Source organism: Paenibacillus sp. P4_A9 (assembly GCF_056402415.1).
Genome location: NZ_JBFUHL010000025.1, coordinates 60,220 through 77,665 on the forward strand (window position 1 = coordinate 60,220; position 17,446 = coordinate 77,665).

Consider the following 17,446-nt stretch of genomic DNA (forward strand, 5'->3'; position numbering starts at 1 on the left):
GAATATTTGACTATTTGAATATATATAAAAATCATATATCCAAAACAGTCAGGTGTCAATTTAATATTTCCTCGATAGACATTGAAGAAATAAAAAAGAAGTAAATCGAGATCAACACTCAATTTACCCCTTTTTTGGAAGTGAATTACTTATTTTTTATATTTTTTTAACATTGAAATAGTACTAACAAAGTGATTGTCAAAAATGCGTTTGGCAACAATAAGAAGGTCTTTAATTAGGGATCCGGTAGAGAAAGGAAAATCACGTCTTGGGGTGGCAGTGAATTGAACTAATGTTGTTACATCTTCTTTAACTTGATTGTTAAGTATATTATGCCTACCACCATTATGACGGGTATACTAAATATCACAAATAAAACCCATTTACCCGTTATCATGCTTAATCCACCCAGTTTTTTTATATTTTATTCAAGTAAAATCAACATTAAGCGTTAACAGAGCCAATATTTAAGAAAATGAAAGGATTGTATCATAAAGACCTTTGCTTTTTTAAATGCTTTTCAGTTATAGTATAATTTATTGATGTTGAAAAATCAAATATCTTATTATTTGAAAATACAAGAATAAGGACTGGTTTTGAATGTCCGTTGATAACGAAATGTATGTAGCTTCAAGAAGGTACCTTATCGACTATGGAATGCGAACATTAAATGGATTAGGTGCAGATCATATTTGTAAAGTCTGCATTCAAAATAGTGGCTCTTGTTGCCGCAGTTGTAGACACTTAATAAATGGTATAGGCTGCCAGAACAGAAATACAAGTTGTACGTCTTGGTTATGCGGATACTTAAAATTATTGTTTTACGAAGCAAGATTATTTGAAGATTGGAATGCATTTTGGGGAGAAGTCCCAGGTATGGATTTTAGAAAAGACTTTACTCCTCCATTGGTAAAAATGACAACATATTTTGAAGTGCCCGTATTGAGAGAACTAGGTGAAGCGTTAGCGAGTGACATTAAGAATAAATTGAGCAAGGATAAAGATAATCTTGATTTCATTGTATTGGCTGGAGAATTGGATGAGCTTATTGACGAGATTGTGTTCGCTAAAAACTCTGATATTGAAACTCAATTAATAAAGAGGCTCAATTACTTAATCAAAGACTTTAATGAATTCCAACAAGCAATAAAAAACATTCAATTTCCACTCAAAAAAACAATTACTGATTAAATATATATGTTTGATTAAACGATAACGAATAGGGGAAATAAAAATTATGTCGGATTTTCCAAATTGCCCAAAATGTAATTCTGAATACACTTACGAAGATGGAAATCATTTTGTTTGCCCAGAATGTGCTTATGAGTGGACTTTAGAAACTGAAAATAGTGAAGATATAAAGATTATCAAAGATGCAAATGGAAATGTCTTAAACGATGGGGATTCTGTAACAGTAATCAAAGACCTTAAAGTAAAAGGAAGTTCATTAGTCGTAAAAATAGGCACTAAAGTAAAAAATATACGTTTGGTTGATGGAGATCATGATATTGATTGCAAAATTGATGGGTTTGGAGCTATGAAATTAAAATCTGAATTTGTTAAAAAAGTATAAATGAATGAGTTTGGAAAGAAGATGTTCATTTGAGACAATGCTGTATGTAATAGGTATATTCTTTTGATGAGCGGTAATGCATAGCCTGAAAGCTGTAAAATAACAAAAGACCGTTTAATGCCACTTCACTGGCAAAAAAACGGTCTTTTTGCATATTTGAATTTGCACAAGGAACACAAATGTAATTTGTTCGATAGAATATATTTATTTCTGCCTTTTTTATATTGGTTTTTTGAAATCAATCTGATTTGTTTATTAAGAGAATAATTGAACTTATGATTAACACAATAATAATAATCCATAGTACAATCCTTATCGGATCCAATTGAAACCTCCCACTTTAAGATGATTTATCCAAGTTACTCACATTTTCTTTGGTTGGTATGCAACCATCAACTTAGGAAGTAATTGCGAAGGGAATCATGTATAAGTTGGTGAAAGAAACGATATCTTCCTCTACCCGTTCTCACATAACTAAAGGTGCGCGGTTGATAGTTCGTTTTACTTTCAAATTAAGCAGAGAGGCAAACAACCCCTATTTGCTTTTATTGAATTCTTTTCTGTAATTTTCAAGAGCTTGGTGAAACCGATGGAAATCTTTCGATAATGTTTGCAAGTTGTTTTTATAAAAAGATTGTTTTTCTAAACTATTTTTCCAAAAGGTTAATTCATCCAAATTGTTATTGATTTTTTCTCTTAAATCAATAATGTAATCTTGTTTTGAATGATTTTTGGATAATGTTTTTAAATCTTCTGCAAGCTCATGACTAAGAAAACGAATGTTTCGCTTTGTCAACGTTTTATAGATTACAAATGAATCTGGAGTATAGTCCTCTCTATAAGCCTGACCAGGCACATTTCTCCAAAAGATATTCCAATCCTGGAGAAGATCTACTTCATAAAGAAGGTATCTAAGAAATCCGCATAACCAAGCAGTGCAGCTAGTGTTTCGAAGTTTACAGCCAACTCCATTGACTAATTTTCTACACCCTCTGCAGCATGATCCACCATTATTAATACATACGCTACATATTTCATCTGATCCAATGCCGTCTAAGAAATCAAGTCCTTGATTAATAACCATCTGTCTAGTTGTAAAATGCTCACCAAGCGAATGCTCGGATTTGATTGTTGGTTTCGCAAAAGTTGAACAAGTATCAGACACTTCATCGCCCCTTCAAACTAAATATCAAACATAAAGGTTTATTCCTCTTCATCCCACTTTCGTGAGTAGGCTTTCTTTGTTGCCCAGAACGTTAATCCACAAACGAAGGTTATTGCAACAACGCCTAAAATAATCGCTCCACCGATCCCCATACTTATTGCCTCCATGAGCTCAATAGTTTATTATTAAAAAAATTATTATAATGGATTTAATTAGTATATTTCGATTAATTTCCGAGTCATGGCAAAGCGAAAGCTTTTCCATGTATGAGAATAACCTGTCGAAATGAGCACACAAGACGGAGTAAAAGGTCTTGCCTGTAATCTTCTCCAGGAATTTGATTCAAAAATGTTTCCACTTATCAAGTTGCGAAGTTGGCAACCCACTCGGTCTTTTAAAAAGTGATAACTTTTGCAACAAGATTGGGTATACATATTTGACAAATTGACTCAAGAAAAGAATATTAATTTAGACTAAAATATTCATATATTTTATTATTTGAATATAAAGACATTATAAAACAAATGCAATTAAAACTGCAATTAAGCAAAAAATATTAGTTGTTGAACAAGTAATATGTTATTATATCTGTATATTTGAATGTATGAAGGAGAACCCCATTATGAACCTTGAGCTACAGCAATTTAAGGCGGATTTTTTTAAAGCTCTAGCCCATCCCATGAGAATTCAAATTCTTGAAGTCCTTTCCGAAGGGGATAAAAATGTAAATGAGATTCAAGCCATAATCGGTAGTGAAGGTTCGGCTGTTTCCCAACAACTTTCTATATTAAGAAATAAAAATGTTGTCTTTGGAAGTAAGGAAGGAACATCCGTTGTGTACAGCTTGCGTGATCCTTTAGTGAAAGACTTACTCCAAGTAGCGAAACAAATATTTGATAATCATCTTGTTGGAACCATTTCTCTTTTGGAAAGTATGCGTGCCACGGATAACTTAGTTTTCGAAGAGAATGAGTAACTATCTGTGATAGTTAACATTGATATCAAATTGGTACGTTTGAGCTAATTCACCAATAAGCATAATGAAAATAAAAAATCAATGTCTAAACAGGCATTGATTTTTTTTGTGTATAAGATTATCATTCTTGTATATTCAAATAATCAAATATTTCAAAAAAGCTGCGGATTAAGCAGGAAATCTGTTTGCTTCATATCGAAATTTATGCGATTTTGTAAGGGAATTGCTTAAATTCACGTAACTCTTATACTTCGTTTTCAAAAGATATTGATGGATCAGGCGAATGCTGAAATTATGGAAATCTATCACTCACTTGGATTTACAAATGAGGATTTTATAACGCAAACCGTGTGATTAAAGATACAATTGAAACGCATATTTGGGGTAGAGAAGAATAGAAGAATGATTTTTCAAAATATCAACTTTTTTTTGTGAAACGAAATCTATACTTATTCTATAGTTTTTCATCGATCTTTTTATTTATTCTTGCGCGTATTTTCGACTTCTTTAAATGCTATACCTTCTACCATTACATTTACTTCTACAATCAGAAGTCCAGTCATGTGTTCCACGGTTTCTCTAACGTTATTTTGAAGATCCCGGCATACATCTTGGATTTTAGTGCCGTAATTAACGATAACATGTAAATCGATGGTAACCTCGGTTTGTCCAACCTTAACGGAAACGCCTTTTTGTGCATTTTTTCCGATTAGTCGCTTTGCAAGACTTTCGGAAACGCCTCCTGACATTGTAGCGATTCCATTTGTTTCTAGGGAGGCAAGCCCAGCGATTGTAGAAATAACATCGTCTGAAATATGGATTAAACCAGATAAAAATTTCTCGGACAAATGGATCACTCCTATATACTTAATATCTTTATTCTCGGTTCTTTATACTTTCAAATATACAGATATATAATAACACAAAGCGATCTCCTTTTGACAAATGTACGGTTTTAAAATCCAAGCCACTCTTTTGACCATTATCCAAAGGGCTTGGTCCTCTTATGTAGTAACTATACAGAGGTTAATTCATCCTGGCTCGAAGAAATTGAACCAGTTGCATACAGGTATTTCGCTTTACACACGATCACCTGACCGTATCTAAGTCATTTATAGCCATATCGCTCTTTGTTGATTTTCAAAGATAAGTATCTGCGGCAAAGCTGTTGTATGAATTATTAAGTAAATTCCATCAAGTTTGGTCAAGGCTCTTTTGATCGAAGGAGATATGCGTATATCAATATCAGTTAAAAAGCTATTTTTACCAAAAGCTTAGAGAATAAAATATCATAAATAGGCGGTGATTATGATGTTTAAAGAATATCGATTTGTATCAAATAATAATGAGACTATTTTCATTAAAAATTTACCATATGATCTATTCAATGAGATTGATGTATTACGAATTAGCTATGAAAGAAAAAATAAAGTATTTAGGTTAAAACAAGAAATATGTTTTACTCAACGAACTGAAGGGAAATTTAAATGGCTCAATATAGACGAAATCCTCATCGAACAAGAAGGAGTGCCTTTCTGGGCAGAGTTAATAAAAATTGCTGAAGGTAATGATAGTAAAATAGATAATATGGCTTGGGAAAGTCACCCTGATAGCGAATATGGATATGAACGCGTTCTTGAATTTACTGCTAAAGACTTAGCGCAGCTAATTAGGCTAAATGCCATAATTGATGAATTTTATCATCCATTTCACACAGAGCGAATTGTACTTTTTAATTGGGTGAATGAAAATAATCAAGACTATATTGAGGATAAGAGTGACTGCAGTCACGAATACCGACTTGAATCTAAAAACGGACATATTATCATTCAAAATGTTACCGATGAATTTATAAGAGAAATCGATTGTGTGGAAATCAAGCTTGAAAAGACCGATAATGAATTTCGGTTAGTTGAAGAAATTTGTGTGAATAAAAGTGCTAGCAATAATAATAAAACAGAGTTTATTCAACAAATGAGATTTCAATCCGGTGACCTTGAGTACTATGAAGTCCTGCAAATTGCTAAACACAATGGGAGGTCTCCTGAAAGTAGCTATTGGAGTGAAAAGCAATCCTTTCCTAGTAAGTTTGAAAGGATTACTGACATACCAACAACCGATAAGTCTGAACTTAAAAAGTTGAACGAGATATTCAAAGAGCTAAAACGTCGTGAGTGTTGGAGCAGTGAGAATTTTGCACTGATTTGTTATTGGGGTAATACAACCGAAGATTGACATATGGCTGCTTTGATTAAAGTGGGGGCATTCGATTTACCAGACCCTTCTTGTGACATTAATCTTGAGCCTATAGACAAAGCTGAGCGCAACGCCAGGAGCGATCTAATAAAAGAACGCATCAACAAAAAAGTTAAAATAAAACTGAGTTGGAGTTATCTTACGGCAAATGTTTTAGCCTCGGTATCATGGGCGCTGTTTTAGAATCAGCGAAATTAGGGCTAGAGCCTGGAATGTTAGGTCACGCGTATTTTGTTCCATTTAGAAATAACAAGGAAAACAGAATGGTCGTTCAATTCATCATTGGATACAAAATTGCATGAAAATGATTTGTTCGAGTTTGAGATGGGAACAGATCAACGCATTAAACATATTCCGACTATGAATGAACCTAGGGAAGTGGTTGCATTTTATGCGGTTGCCGAGTTGGATAATTGGTCGAAATTGGATCGGGACGACGAACTCATTCATCACATGTTCGAAAGGGGCAAAGCTTTCTGTACTCCCACATAACCCGCCTGAGATCGACAGTAGCGACTCTACGAGCAGATGTACAAGGATTATGAACCCTTTGCACTCCGAAGGCTTACCGCCTCTAGAATTGCCTTCAATCGCGATGGAATGGGCTTCGGAAGTTCACGAAGCGAAGGAAGAAGAAGAGCGTTGGGTGCTGTTCAGAAAAGAACGCGAAAACAAAATCAAAGCAATGTGCGACAACTCAGTAGCATTTGCTGGCCCTCACAAAATATCATGGAAGACCGATAAACGCGGGGTTCGACCACTAAAAATAAAACTGGATGCGGTGAAATCATGAGAGTACACATTGAGAACAACATTTTCATTCATGGCACATTGGGCTACACCATCGAAAAGCGAGGCATGCGTAACGTGAAGGATAAGAAAACGGGCGTTGTAACTCCCGAGGAGTTTTTCGATATTTGCGGCAACTATGCTTCATTGGCGGGCGCCGTTCGTGGTTTGCTTCACCATAAAATTGTTTCTATCTCTGATGAAACTAGCATGAACCTTCTGGAATTATCCAAGGTCATCCAAAATCATATTGATTTTATCGAATGTAAACTAGGAGGAATTAAACAATGAGTAAAACAGACGAATTGAAAAGCCATAGATGAAAACGTTATTTTGTATAACTTTTCATACACAAACCTACATATTAGCTTCGAGTTACTTAGATGTGAGAAGCTAAAACCTCAAATATGAAGGATATATTCAAAAACGAGGCTGCTACGGATTTCGATCGGCAGCCTTTATTAAGCTAAAGGGCAGTTTAGCGGAATTACAAAAATTGGGAATATAGGTACATACGGGTATTATGTTCTTGCGAAGAAAAATGCCATTCAGTTGTCGCAGAAGAGCAGAAGTAGCTGCCGATGATAGAGCAAGGGCAATGTTATCCATTACAAGGTTGTTTTACTTATTATAGGATCTAACGCTTGATAACTACGAATATTGGTTTTTGAATCCTAATGGAATGGTTGGAACAGAAGGCTGTAAGTAGTTGTACGCCAGTAGTACCCGAGATTCACGAAAGAGTATGTTAAGAAATTTATTGCCCTTGGAAGTTGTATACATCTATTCTAAATCAAAAGGGGGTATCTTTATGGCCGAGACATATCGCAAATCAAAAGTCGAGTACTACGTCTCCAGACTTCAGCTTAGAAAAAATGTGATCAAACGACAGATCGAGCAAGAAGAGCTAAAGGACATAAAAGACTTCTTAAGGGGACAACTTTGCGCTATCGATTTAATCTTCGACGAGTTGGACGCGGAATTTAACCTTTGTTCTGCTCACAGATCGAGGGGGAATCAACAAATGAATCTGGAAGCGGCAAAAATGAACATGCAGCCCCAACAGCAACCTCAGCACCATAAAATAAAAAAAGTTAAACTGCTTCGCAGAGGTTTCTTCATGACGCTAGGAGCGTCATTGGTTTCAATTGGGCTAGAAATTTTTCTAGTGCCTAATAAAATTATTGACGGTGGTATCGTTGGGATATCTATTATTTCCTCCGCTCTTTCAACCATTTCTATCGGCGTGTTTCTCCTACTTCTCAATCTTCCGTTTCTTGTCCTTGGTTATAAACAAATAGGAAAAACGTTCGCGCTTTCCACACTCTATTCTGTCCTCATAATGTCCATTGGTACAACACTACTCCATCCGGTTCCTCCATTAACGATCGATCCGCTGCTTGCCGCCGTTTTTGGTGGGATTATTCTCGGCATCGGAGTCGGCATGGTCATCCGATCCGGAGGTTCACTTGACGGTACGGAAATCATTGCTATCCTTTTAAGCAAAAAATCGGCTTTCTCCGTAGGGGAAAGCGTCATGTTTATCAACGTCTTTATCCTCGCCAGCGCCGGCTTCGTATTCGGTTGGGATCATGCGATGTATTCATTAATCGCCTATTACATTGCTTTCAAAATGATTGACATTACGATCGAAGGGTTTGATGAGTCCAAAGCCATCTGGATAATCAGCGAGCGATACCAAGATATTGGTGATAGCATTATGCACCGTCTCGGCCGTGGTATTACCTACTTGAACGGTCAAGGAGGCTTTTCCGGAGATGCGAAACAGGTTATCTTTTGCGTTATTACACGTTTGGAGGAAGCAAAAATGAAAACAATAGTCGAAGAACTCGATCCTTCCGCGTTTCTCGCTGTCGGTAACATTCACGATGTTAAAGGCGGACGTTTTAAGAAAAAAAATATTCACTAAAAACGAAAACCCATCACCAACTCCATACGAAAATTACACAAAGTACTGATCTAACCATAGAGAGAAGTTTTTGTGCGCGACTGTGAGGAGCACGAAAGACCTGAGGCTCTGCCTCAGGTCCCCTTTGTAGTCTAAAAAATTAGGAAAAGAGTTACAAACCCAAAATTCTGGTTTTGTTTGTTGTTTGTCTTAAAACTGAGGGACGGAGAACGTTACTTAAATAGGGATCACCAGCTGCCGCGCAGTCAGTAGATAACCGGACCAGCTGCCTATACTTATTAATAAAATATGCCATATCTTTTAACAGTGTCAGGAATCAAAATAGAGGATATGATGATTACAAAAGTAAACAACACTAATGAACTTTATTTCCCTCTTTTACCTCATTTCCTTTTGAAAAAGTCCTTTAAGTAACGAACTTAATTAAAATTATAATAATCATAAAAACCGCGTAATTACTGGACTTTGACTAACGAACTTTATTTTCCTGAATCACTAGGGAGTTCTTTGAGTAGTGAAAGGGTAGCCGCGTGGCAGCCCTTCCTTCACTCCGCTATTCCAGCTAATAGCTTGTCAATATTTAATTATTAATGGTGGATTCATTAGGTGGTATACTTTAAAAAGTGTATGGGAAAGAACCGTCCATTAAAGCACGGTAAGACATTCCATATATTTCCGTTTCCTACTACTTACTCTGAACGGAACGCTTCCTTAGTAGTTAAGATGGCAAAAATCCAGTGGATGAGTTTATTCACACAAGCAATTATCGCTACTTTGAACAGCTTTCCTTCAGCACGTTTCTTATCATAATAAGCTCTTAATTTCTTATTTCTATTACTACGAATACCACATCGTACAGCTTGATATAGGGCTGTACGGAGCCTCCTGGAGCCATGCTTAGTGATTCTATTCTGGGTTGCTATAAACTTGCCTGAAGAAAAAACGCTTGGATCAATGCCAGCAAAGGCCACCAGTTTCTTTGCGTGATCAAACCGATCGATTTCCCCGATCTCAGCCAAAATTGTTGCAGCAATTTTAGTTCCAATACCGGGTATCGATTGAATTAAATCATATTCTAGTAACTCTTCTGCCAGGGCATCTACCGATTTAACAAGGGTTGCTAGATGCTCCTGGTATTGAAGTAGCAACTTGATGAGTAACTGCATTGAGGTCAAGTGGCTTGGAAAAGCCGTCTCCTTAAAGGGATTTCGCCTTGCCGCAGCTGCTAGGATTTGCGCGCGTTCCAAACACCACGAAGCGGATTTGCCGCGTCCAGTAAGACGCCCGATTGCAGTTGTAATCTCAAGCTCGGACATTTCTAGGACCTCTTTAGACGTTGGGTGTAAGGCAAGAAATCGAAGGGAAACCTTCGAATAAAGATCACCAAACACGCCATGATATTCGGGGAAAACTTGATCTAGAATAGCCTGGAATTGTAGTTTTACTTGAACATACATACCCGTTAAAGATTCATATTGTCGTGTTAGATAACGTAAATTCATGAGATGTTGACCCCGTTTTTTGTAGGGTTCAAACTCTTCTTTATAAAACAGTGCCCCAAGCTGATAGGCATCAGCAGCATCGGTCTTCACCCGTCGCAAATTGGTTTTCTTGGCTTCGTGTGAGATTAACGGATTAATTACGATGTACAGATACTGGTGCTCGTCCAGAAACTGAACAACGGGGCTGTGATAATGGCCTGTCGCTTCCATAACAATGGAGGGGCGCATCCCTGCAGCTGATTCCACTCCTCTAACGTAATTAAGAAAAGACGCTAACCCTTCAAGATCATGATTAAACCTAAAGATCTTCCCATGAGGTACTCCACGGTCTAAAAAAGCTTGTGCATGACTCTCTCCCTTAGACACATCCAAACCAATGACTGGATTCATAACATCACTCCTGTAGTATTTTCACCGGTAACCCCTAACCTTCTTGTTTTCCACACTATCGCATGTGATACGGGATTCATGTCCCAACCAGCCTAACCATGGTTGAACAAGTAGGGGGGATGAACAGAATAGCTCTCGGGATCAAAGTCCCACGGGCAGATACGCTCGATCCCCGGCTAGCGCTATCTTACGACCTTACAAAAAAGAGGTCGACCAGAAATATCTGGTGACCTCATAATACGAACGGGCAGATTAGCGCAACCAGACCCATTGGACATATTACATAAAAAGGAAATAGAGGTTATTATCACGAATATCAATGGAATGGAAAAAAGATTGTCTTGTGTTCCAAAACCATGTTTTATTCGTGAAAGGAGTCAATTATGGATGTTTTTGTAGGATTCTTAATTTTAGGTGCATTGTATGGAATATTTGTTGCTATTCAAAAACTTAACTCAAATATCATTACTCAAATTGACCAAAACGAAAGGATTATTGAATTAATGAAAGAAAAATGCAATAACCATTCCGCTAACGGATAAGTATGACAAGTTCTGCTATAAGCACCAACCAGTGTGAAAAGCAGGAGATTACAAGAGTAATCTTAACTTTACAACCAAGGATGGGAATGACGGAACCATGTATCCCGAAACCATCCCGCCAATACTCCTGCGCGCGTTATGTTTAACAGATCATAAGGTGTGAAGTACAGGTAGATTCGGCAGAACGAAAGCTAGAGCCATTCAATAGAAAAGGTATGCCAACGGATATGTCGCGCGGCTGAAAACTGAATATGGTGAGAATGCTCGCACAGAAGCGAACTGACGAACTTCCGAATGTACAGGTCTAAAGTTAGAGCATGTGGAAACGCATGTACCATCAAACGATGGGGTGAGTGGCGTAAAGTAAAACTTTATCCTATGAAATACGCTATGCCGAACTATGGTGGCATTAATCTCACAGGCTTAGAGGAAGCACCTAAGTTCAGAAAAAAAAAAAAAAAAAAAAAGCTAGGTTGTAAGGGACTTGGAAAGCAAGGGACGTTGCAAGAAGGGCTGTTACCCGAAACGGTTGCAATAAGGCATTTGCCGAAATGCGTTTATCCTTGTGAGGGCAGGGGCACGACTGATGAAGCCTATGTAATGGAGGTGGAGGAACAGCCCCAAGTCTAATTGAAAAGAACGTTCATTTTCCATGCGTGAATTGCACCGATCAGGTAGGAATGTGGGGACATCACTTCGTCAGGAGGGATGCCACAGTGCAAGCTTTACGAAATTGGGAGTATTACGGCATGACGGAAGCTTTTACGGATTTGCACGAAAGATCAGCAAACAAAGAAACCTTTTCACATCTGTATGAGATCGTCACATCCAGAGAAAATATTTTGCTGGCTTACCGTACGATGAAGTCCAATAAAGGATCAAAGACACCAGGAACAGATGGATTAACCATCAAAGACATCGAACAAAGACCCGAATACGAATTAGTAAGTGAAATCCAATACAAACTGCAAAACTATCGCCCCAAGAATGTCAGACGGAAGCTCATCGAAAAAGATAACGGTAAGATGAGACCGCTTGGCATCCCATGCATCCTCGACCGTATCATTCAACAGTGTTTCAAGCAAGTGCTTGAGCCCATAGCCGAAGCCCAATTTTACAACCATAGCTATGGTTTCAGACCCCTTCGATCGGCACACCATGCCATGGCAAGAGTACAGTTTCTCATCAATCAGGCTTCGATGCATTATGTTGTAGACATCGACATTTTGGGTTTCTTCGACAATGTCAACCATACGCTGCTTTTGAAGCAACTTTGGAACATGGGCATTCGAGATAGAAAGGTTCTAGCCTGCGTCTCTAAAATGCTGAAAGCTGAAATCGAGGGGGAAGGAATACCTTCAAAAGGTGTACCACAAGGCGGTTTACTGTCAACACTGCTCTCAAATATTGTACTAAATGACCTAGATCAATGGGTTGCAGGTCAATGGGAGCTCTTTCCGCTGAGAAAACCATTCAAATCAAGAACTGGTGAAAGGGCTGCGAAAATACGCTCGAGCCTGAAAGAAGGCTACCTGGTGCGTTACGCCGACGACTTCAAAATCATATGTCGAGATTGGAGATCGGCCCAGAGGTGGTATCATGCGGTAATTCTGTATCTTAAAGATCGCCTGAAACTCGATGTCTCTCCGGAGAAATCGCAAATCATTAATTTGCGAAAGAGAGAGTCAGAATTTCTTGGTTTTACAATCCGAGCAAACAAAAAAGGTCAAAAACGAGTAGCGCATACGGGTATAAAAGTGGGCAAAAAGCAGAAAATCAAAAGCGAAGTCAAGAAACACATCCTCGAAATGAGGACTTCGCCAACGGCTCTAAATGCTGCACGGTTCAACAGCTTTGTTTTAGGAATTCACAGCTACTTCAATCGGGCAACACATGTAAGTGTTGCGTTCTCACGTCTTGCCTACGATCTGCGAGCTTTCATGTACAATCGTCTCAAACAAATCGGGGAATATGAGCATCCTGCAAACCCACCGCCAACGTACAGTAAATTTTACAGCTTGGGTTACAGGACTTTTAAAATAGCAGATGTTTATTTATATCCTCTAGCCAACGTGAAAACAAAGAATACGATGGGTTTCAGTACAGGGCTCTCGCTCTTTACCACAGCAGGTAGAGATCAAATACACAAAAAACTTCGACCAGATATACGTCAGGAAATTTATTTACTAACGAAATCTAGCATCCCGAATCAAAGAGTAGAATATATGGATAATCGAATTAGTCGGTACAGCATGAAAATGGGGAAATGCGAAATTACAGGTATGTATCTCTTCGCATCCGATGTTTACTGCCATCACTACATTCCTTTGCACATAGGTGGAAACGACAAGTTTAAAAATTTGCGCATCCTCCATAAAGAGGTCTGGCAACTTATCCTCCAAACACATAAAGAGACGATTGACGTACTCAAGAATAAACTTGGTTTAACGGAATTGATGATGAACCAGATCAACCAATACCGTGAAAAATATACTTTAAAACCAGTTTAACATATCCCAAATCAATGAGTAACGAGGAAGTTATGAATTAGTAAATTCGGTTAGATGGAACGCGGAGTACTGGGAAACTCGTACGCTCCGTGTGGAGCAGGGGAAAAGCTGGAGATGACTTCAAATGCTTACCTATTGCAAACCGAGAGCTCAATAAACAAACAAGTTAAATGAAGCTGCCGCGCGAATGAACGGCAGCTTCATTACGTTAACGGGCAGATTAGTGCAACCCTTTACGATAAATACGGTATAATTTTGTCAAGTGTGTTTGCAGTGAAAATAGAAAAAAATGATAGTGGTCATTTATAACTATACCTAAAGAGAGTATGAAAAAAATTACCCGAATTTGATTAAACCATAACTAAATCCCACGCTTCACCTTGTAAGAATGCATACCTTATCCTTGGAAGTGAAATTTGAAATTTCCAAGGAGGGTAATTCTATGGCGACAAAAATCAAGCAAGTCCAAAAGACAGTTTCCGGAGAAATTGATGTTTTCGTCTCAGGAACCGATTTCCTTAAATCGGTAGTAGCTCTTAATACAGAATGTGGAGGTGCCATTGAAAACAATTTGAGTATAATTCCTGACGGTGCCGTTATTACGCTGCGTCGCGGAACAATAGCTCGCAAGGTGACGGTTAAACAAGAAGGTTCAGGTGAATGTGCTGCTAACTTTATGTCTGTAAGTAAGACTTTAGCAAAAACATTTCACTTCAAACGTGACACACGCTTCATAGGGACATACAATCCTGCAAACAAAACATTAACCTTGCATCGTAAACGAGTGACGGTCCGTAACATATTGGTGACTTCCAGTTCGAAGGCAAGGATAGGAAGCGTCGTTATTGGAAACGGACTGGCGAATTCGATGGGTATCTACTTACCCTTACCTGGGGGAGAACTTCTAACTTTGAAGCACAATACAACGCAGTTACGGCTTCGCTATGTTCGTATTCCGGACATTTTTAATAACGATTTCCGCCTAAATCCACTTAACATTCGTAGGCTGGGACTTAATGCTGGGAAGACGTATAAAGTCGCCTATAATCAATGTACAAGAGAGATAACTTTCTTAACATAAACGCTGATTTTGAAGCGATAAAGTGTTTCCTGGTCGCAGAAAGGAACTCTGATCCTTTCCGATTTAACCTATGCTAGTTTCGTAAGTTAGCTGATCCCACATACAGGGAGTTACATCGCAGTTTTCTGTTTAATAGGATAAAGTGGTTGTCACGGCTAATTGACAAGAACTTTATCCCATTCACGATTTTGACAAGATATTCTTTAATTCCTTATCCTTTATTCAGCTAACGGAGAACGATAGTTCAATTAACCGCCCCATGAAGGCGGTTTTTCTATTGGTTGAAAAACAACAATTTAGTGATGGTCAATTTACAGAGCTAATCAGTTCGTTTCGGTGAATATCTAAAAGAGAATATGCTTGATCAATCATATCTCTGTCTTTCCCAAAGATGTGGCTCGACCTATGAGATACCCCGCTTGTTTGAGAAATTTGATCCAACTGGCTTACCATAAACTGTGAATTACATAGCACTACGGCCTTTCTAAAGTGACTCAGCAGCTTCATTTGCAATTCGATTGCTTTTTCAGCAACTTCTGGCGAGTATCCGATCGGTTCTCCATTCACTTTCATCTCTCGATGATCCACGAAAACGTCCACTTCTCCCTTTTTGAAGTTGCTTACAGCGCCTAATAATATGTTAGTTAAAGATTTTAACTCCTGAAGATTTAAAACACCATTGATCTGCCATGAGACAATTTTATTTTCAAAGTCGATATGATAAACAAATCGCTCGGAAAAGGGAATTTGAAAATCCTTTTTTACGTAAGCCGCTATGGGAGTAAATCGTTCATCTGAAAATAAATAAGAAATGGTAATGTTCAAAGCATCGGCGATTTTTTCGATATTAACCAAACTAACATTACGATCTCCTCGCTCCAAACCACTGATATATGTCCGATCAAGACCAGACCGATGTGCTAAAACCTCCTGCGAAATCCCCGACCGTAATCGCAACTCCTTTACCCTAATGCCAAAATCCGCTAGTATTTCCAATCTCAATGTCACTCCTGACTGCAACTGTGCTTATATGTTGTATATTATAGTATAGTTTCGGTGTGATTTGCATAACCTTGTCACATTTTCTCGAAGATGTGACTCAAAGTCGACAGAAATCAGAATTGATTAGGTATAAAGTAAAATGTAAAAGTTATTACGGTTGCTGAGAATCTAGGATTACCAGATTGATATGTGGACAAGATGAATCAAAAGAAAAGTAAGATTATGACCGAGCGCTAATGGAATATTTGCTATTGACTGAATGATTTACAATATTAAGATGAATTTTTATATAAGGGGAACAAGGGGAAGATATGGCCAATACATATATTTATTACTGCAACAATTGCGGAAGGAATTACCCAAACGAATATGCTGACCACATATACAAAACAGCCTTTAAAACAATTGATAGAGAGAACTACCCAGTCGGCAGTTGTAAAAATTGTAAAGCCAACTACGAAAAACGTGAAAATATTGAAAAAAATTAGGTTTACCCCGAAGGTCATTTTTGTATGACGGTCATGATTTCAAAGATTGTGCGAACTCTGTTTTAGCATCATATGCTCTAACCATTTGGAGGTAATGAGTATGAGGGTAATGCCAATCCAAATTGTAGAAGTCGGCGGTATCGTAGAAGATGAAAAAGGACTTATCCTGTTAGTAAAGACACAACATGGCGGTTGGGTATTGCCTGGAGGGCAAGTAGAAGAACAGGTCAAGGGATTATAGAGCACCTAACAATAAGAATAAGAGCACTAAACAGAGTGGTTGTGTTCTTTCTTTTTTCTCTCTGGTAGGTCAACACCCAAGAACAGTGCAAAGTCAAAACCCCATGTCAGGAATATAATTGTTGTATCTATTGTCGGCTGTATATCTGATAACTGTTTCTCTAACACGTATCCGTGGAACATTGTCATAAATGCCATATATAATATATCTACAGGTGGCTGGCGATGAGTGTGTTAGACCTGCCATATCTGCCAAATACAATATATATACAAGTGTCAGCGGCGACAAGAGATATAAATTATAGTCCTGACATGTGCTCTTGATCTTGAACTTGTCATTACTGTCACAAACAACTGTAAACAACAACTAAGGCATCTATCCATTGTGGTAGGTGCTTTTTCTATATTTTTCTATGGTTTGTTAAGCTAACGGGCAGTTTAACGTGGTACAATAGCATGCTAAAATAAGGGTATTAAAGGAAAACAAAGAAGCTGACATACACATTATCAAAATTTACTAATCAAAGGAGGCTATCTTAGTGAACCTCTACTCTGACAATTTAATCTTAAGACCATTTGAGCTTAATGATGCAAAAAGAGTAAGAGAATTGGCTGGCGACTATGATATAGCGAAAACCACTTTGAATATCCCGTATCCATATCCAGAAGGGGCTGCCGAAGAGTTTATCAAACATACGCATGAAACCGCCAAGAAAGGTAGTGGTTATCACTTTGCAATCGTTCGTAAACTCAACGATGAATTGTTGGGTGCGATTGCCCTTGGTATCACGCCTGAGTACAAACGAGCAGAATTGGCATATTGGATGGGAAAACCATATTGGGGACACGGTTACATGACGGAAGCGGCAAGCAGACTTTTGAAATTCGGATTCGACGAACTTGATTTAAATCGTATCTTCGCTTACGCATTTTCCACAAACCCATCATCCTCAAGGATTATGCAGAAAATTGGGATGGCTTACGAAGGGACTCTTGTTCAAC

At 38.0% G+C, this 17,446-nt stretch carries 18 protein-coding genes; 14 read left to right on the top strand and 4 right to left on the bottom strand.

Translation table 11 applies throughout. The features are described from left to right. The first annotated feature begins 600 nt into the window (after positions 1 to 600). Positions 601 to 1,191: a hypothetical protein gene (locus AC1DVJ_RS17005; protein WP_477592426.1), complete on the top strand. Its 591-nt coding sequence runs from the start codon at positions 601 to 603 to the stop codon at positions 1,189 to 1,191. A gap of 46 nt (positions 1,192 to 1,237) precedes the next feature. Beyond that, positions 1,238 to 1,573, top strand: a complete 336-nt coding sequence (locus AC1DVJ_RS17010) for a zinc ribbon domain-containing protein YjdM (protein WP_477592427.1) — start codon at positions 1,238 to 1,240, stop codon at positions 1,571 to 1,573. 535 nt (positions 1,574 to 2,108) lie between these two features. Here the strand turns inward: AC1DVJ_RS17010 and AC1DVJ_RS17015 are convergent. Then, a complete protein-coding gene (locus AC1DVJ_RS17015; RefSeq protein ID WP_477592428.1) occupies positions 2,109 to 2,657 on the bottom strand; it encodes a hypothetical protein in 549 nt (182 codons plus the stop codon). Between the two features lie 703 nt (positions 2,658 to 3,360). Here AC1DVJ_RS17015 and AC1DVJ_RS17020 point away from each other — a divergent pair. Further along, positions 3,361 to 3,714 carry an ArsR/SmtB family transcription factor gene (locus AC1DVJ_RS17020; protein ID WP_477592429.1) on the top strand — a complete coding sequence of 118 codons (354 nt, stop codon included), beginning with the start codon at positions 3,361 to 3,363 and terminating at the stop codon, positions 3,712 to 3,714. 476 nt (positions 3,715 to 4,190) lie between these two features. Here AC1DVJ_RS17020 and AC1DVJ_RS17025 read toward each other — a convergent pair whose 3' ends face one another. Then, a complete protein-coding gene (locus AC1DVJ_RS17025) occupies positions 4,191 to 4,562 on the bottom strand; it encodes an Asp23/Gls24 family envelope stress response protein (RefSeq protein ID WP_477592430.1) in 372 nt (123 codons plus the stop codon). Between the two features lie 463 nt (positions 4,563 to 5,025). Here AC1DVJ_RS17025 and AC1DVJ_RS17030 point away from each other — a divergent pair, with 463 nt between their 5' ends. The 6 genes from AC1DVJ_RS17030 (at position 5,026) to AC1DVJ_RS17055 (ending at position 8,689) form a co-directional block, all read left to right on the top strand. Then, on the top strand, positions 5,026 to 5,949 hold the full coding sequence (locus AC1DVJ_RS17030; protein WP_477592431.1) for a hypothetical protein: 924 nt from the start codon (positions 5,026 to 5,028) through the stop codon (positions 5,947 to 5,949). Positions 5,950 to 5,952: 3 nt separating this feature from the next. Beyond that, positions 5,953 to 6,153 (top strand): hypothetical protein, encoded by a 201-nt coding sequence (locus tag AC1DVJ_RS17035; protein WP_477592432.1) that lies wholly within the window; start codon positions 5,953 to 5,955, stop codon positions 6,151 to 6,153. Further along, positions 6,138 to 6,272, top strand: coding sequence for a recombinase RecT (locus tag AC1DVJ_RS17040; RefSeq protein ID WP_477592433.1), 135 nt, complete (start codon positions 6,138 to 6,140; stop codon positions 6,270 to 6,272). The genes AC1DVJ_RS17035 and AC1DVJ_RS17040 overlap by 16 nt, the downstream gene beginning before the upstream one ends. 62 nt (positions 6,273 to 6,334) lie before the next feature. Further along, positions 6,335 to 6,763 carry a hypothetical protein gene (locus tag AC1DVJ_RS17045; protein ID WP_477592434.1) on the top strand — a complete coding sequence of 143 codons (429 nt, stop codon included), beginning with the start codon at positions 6,335 to 6,337 and terminating at the stop codon, positions 6,761 to 6,763. After that, on the top strand, positions 6,760 to 7,050 hold the full coding sequence (locus tag AC1DVJ_RS17050) for a hypothetical protein (protein ID WP_477592435.1): 291 nt from the start codon (positions 6,760 to 6,762) through the stop codon (positions 7,048 to 7,050). Before AC1DVJ_RS17045 ends, AC1DVJ_RS17050 begins: the two co-directional genes overlap by 4 nt. 760 nt (positions 7,051 to 7,810) lie before the next feature. Further along, a complete protein-coding gene (locus tag AC1DVJ_RS17055) occupies positions 7,811 to 8,689 on the top strand; it encodes a YitT family protein (RefSeq protein ID WP_477592445.1) in 879 nt (292 codons plus the stop codon). A gap of 689 nt (positions 8,690 to 9,378) precedes the next feature. On the opposite strand, the gene AC1DVJ_RS17060 is transcribed toward AC1DVJ_RS17055, so the two are convergent. Then, the gene (locus AC1DVJ_RS17060; RefSeq protein WP_477592436.1) at positions 9,379 to 10,581 is read right to left on the bottom strand and encodes an IS110 family RNA-guided transposase; all 1,203 of its coding nucleotides are present in this window, start codon (positions 10,579 to 10,581) and stop codon (positions 9,379 to 9,381) included. A 383-nt stretch (positions 10,582 to 10,964) separates the two neighbouring features. On the opposite strand from AC1DVJ_RS17060, the gene AC1DVJ_RS17065 reads away from it, so the two are divergent. The 3 genes from AC1DVJ_RS17065 (at position 10,965) to AC1DVJ_RS17075 (ending at position 14,714) form a co-directional block, all read left to right on the top strand. After that, positions 10,965 to 11,123, top strand: coding sequence for a hypothetical protein (locus AC1DVJ_RS17065; protein ID WP_477592437.1), 159 nt, complete (start codon positions 10,965 to 10,967; stop codon positions 11,121 to 11,123). 716 nt (positions 11,124 to 11,839) lie between these two features. Then, positions 11,840 to 13,633 (top strand): group II intron reverse transcriptase/maturase, encoded by a 1,794-nt coding sequence (gene ltrA / locus AC1DVJ_RS17070; protein WP_477592438.1) that lies wholly within the window; start codon positions 11,840 to 11,842, stop codon positions 13,631 to 13,633. 442 nt (positions 13,634 to 14,075) lie between these two features. Continuing rightward, entirely contained in the window at positions 14,076 to 14,714 is a 639-nt protein-coding gene (locus tag AC1DVJ_RS17075; RefSeq protein ID WP_477592439.1) for a hypothetical protein, read from the top strand. Between the two features lie 306 nt (positions 14,715 to 15,020). On the opposite strand, the gene AC1DVJ_RS17080 is transcribed toward AC1DVJ_RS17075, so the two are convergent. Continuing rightward, positions 15,021 to 15,710: a helix-turn-helix domain-containing protein gene (locus tag AC1DVJ_RS17080; protein ID WP_477592440.1), complete on the bottom strand. Its 690-nt coding sequence runs from the start codon at positions 15,708 to 15,710 to the stop codon at positions 15,021 to 15,023. 594 nt (positions 15,711 to 16,304) lie between these two features. On the opposite strand from AC1DVJ_RS17080, the gene AC1DVJ_RS17085 reads away from it, so the two are divergent. Together AC1DVJ_RS17085 and AC1DVJ_RS17090 are read left to right on the top strand one after the other, a co-directional pair. Continuing rightward, complete coding sequence (locus AC1DVJ_RS17085) at positions 16,305 to 16,445, top strand: hypothetical protein (RefSeq protein ID WP_477592441.1); 141 nt, start codon at positions 16,305 to 16,307, stop codon at positions 16,443 to 16,445. Positions 16,446 to 16,983: 538 nt separating this feature from the next. Then, a partial coding sequence (locus AC1DVJ_RS17090; protein WP_477592442.1) for a GNAT family N-acetyltransferase occupies positions 16,984 to 17,446 on the top strand: 463 nt, incomplete at its 3' end.

Excerpts from the sequence above, each read along its gene's own strand:
- AC1DVJ_RS17005 (WP_477592426.1), top strand. The coding sequence starts at position 601 with ATGTCCGTTGATAACGAAATGTATGTAGCTTCAAGAAGGTACCTTATC.
- AC1DVJ_RS17010 (WP_477592427.1), top strand. The coding sequence starts at position 1,238 with ATGTCGGATTTTCCAAATTGCCCAAAATGTAATTCTGAATACACTTAC.
- AC1DVJ_RS17015 (WP_477592428.1), bottom strand. The coding sequence starts at position 2,657 with ATGGTTATTAATCAAGGACTTGATTTCTTAGACGGCATTGGATCAGAT.
- AC1DVJ_RS17020 (WP_477592429.1), top strand. The coding sequence starts at position 3,361 with ATGAACCTTGAGCTACAGCAATTTAAGGCGGATTTTTTTAAAGCTCTA.
- AC1DVJ_RS17030 (WP_477592431.1), top strand. The coding sequence starts at position 5,026 with ATGTTTAAAGAATATCGATTTGTATCAAATAATAATGAGACTATTTTC.
- AC1DVJ_RS17035 (WP_477592432.1), top strand. The coding sequence starts at position 5,953 with ATGGCTGCTTTGATTAAAGTGGGGGCATTCGATTTACCAGACCCTTCT.
- AC1DVJ_RS17040 (WP_477592433.1), top strand. The coding sequence starts at position 6,138 with ATGGGCGCTGTTTTAGAATCAGCGAAATTAGGGCTAGAGCCTGGAATG.
- AC1DVJ_RS17045 (WP_477592434.1), top strand. The coding sequence starts at position 6,335 with ATGAACCTAGGGAAGTGGTTGCATTTTATGCGGTTGCCGAGTTGGATA.
- AC1DVJ_RS17050 (WP_477592435.1), top strand. The coding sequence starts at position 6,760 with ATGAGAGTACACATTGAGAACAACATTTTCATTCATGGCACATTGGGC.
- AC1DVJ_RS17055 (WP_477592445.1), top strand. The coding sequence starts at position 7,811 with ATGCAGCCCCAACAGCAACCTCAGCACCATAAAATAAAAAAAGTTAAA.
- AC1DVJ_RS17060 (WP_477592436.1), bottom strand. The coding sequence starts at position 10,581 with ATGAATCCAGTCATTGGTTTGGATGTGTCTAAGGGAGAGAGTCATGCA.
- AC1DVJ_RS17065 (WP_477592437.1), top strand. The coding sequence starts at position 10,965 with ATGGATGTTTTTGTAGGATTCTTAATTTTAGGTGCATTGTATGGAATA.
- AC1DVJ_RS17075 (WP_477592439.1), top strand. The coding sequence starts at position 14,076 with ATGGCGACAAAAATCAAGCAAGTCCAAAAGACAGTTTCCGGAGAAATT.
- AC1DVJ_RS17085 (WP_477592441.1), top strand. The coding sequence starts at position 16,305 with ATGAGGGTAATGCCAATCCAAATTGTAGAAGTCGGCGGTATCGTAGAA.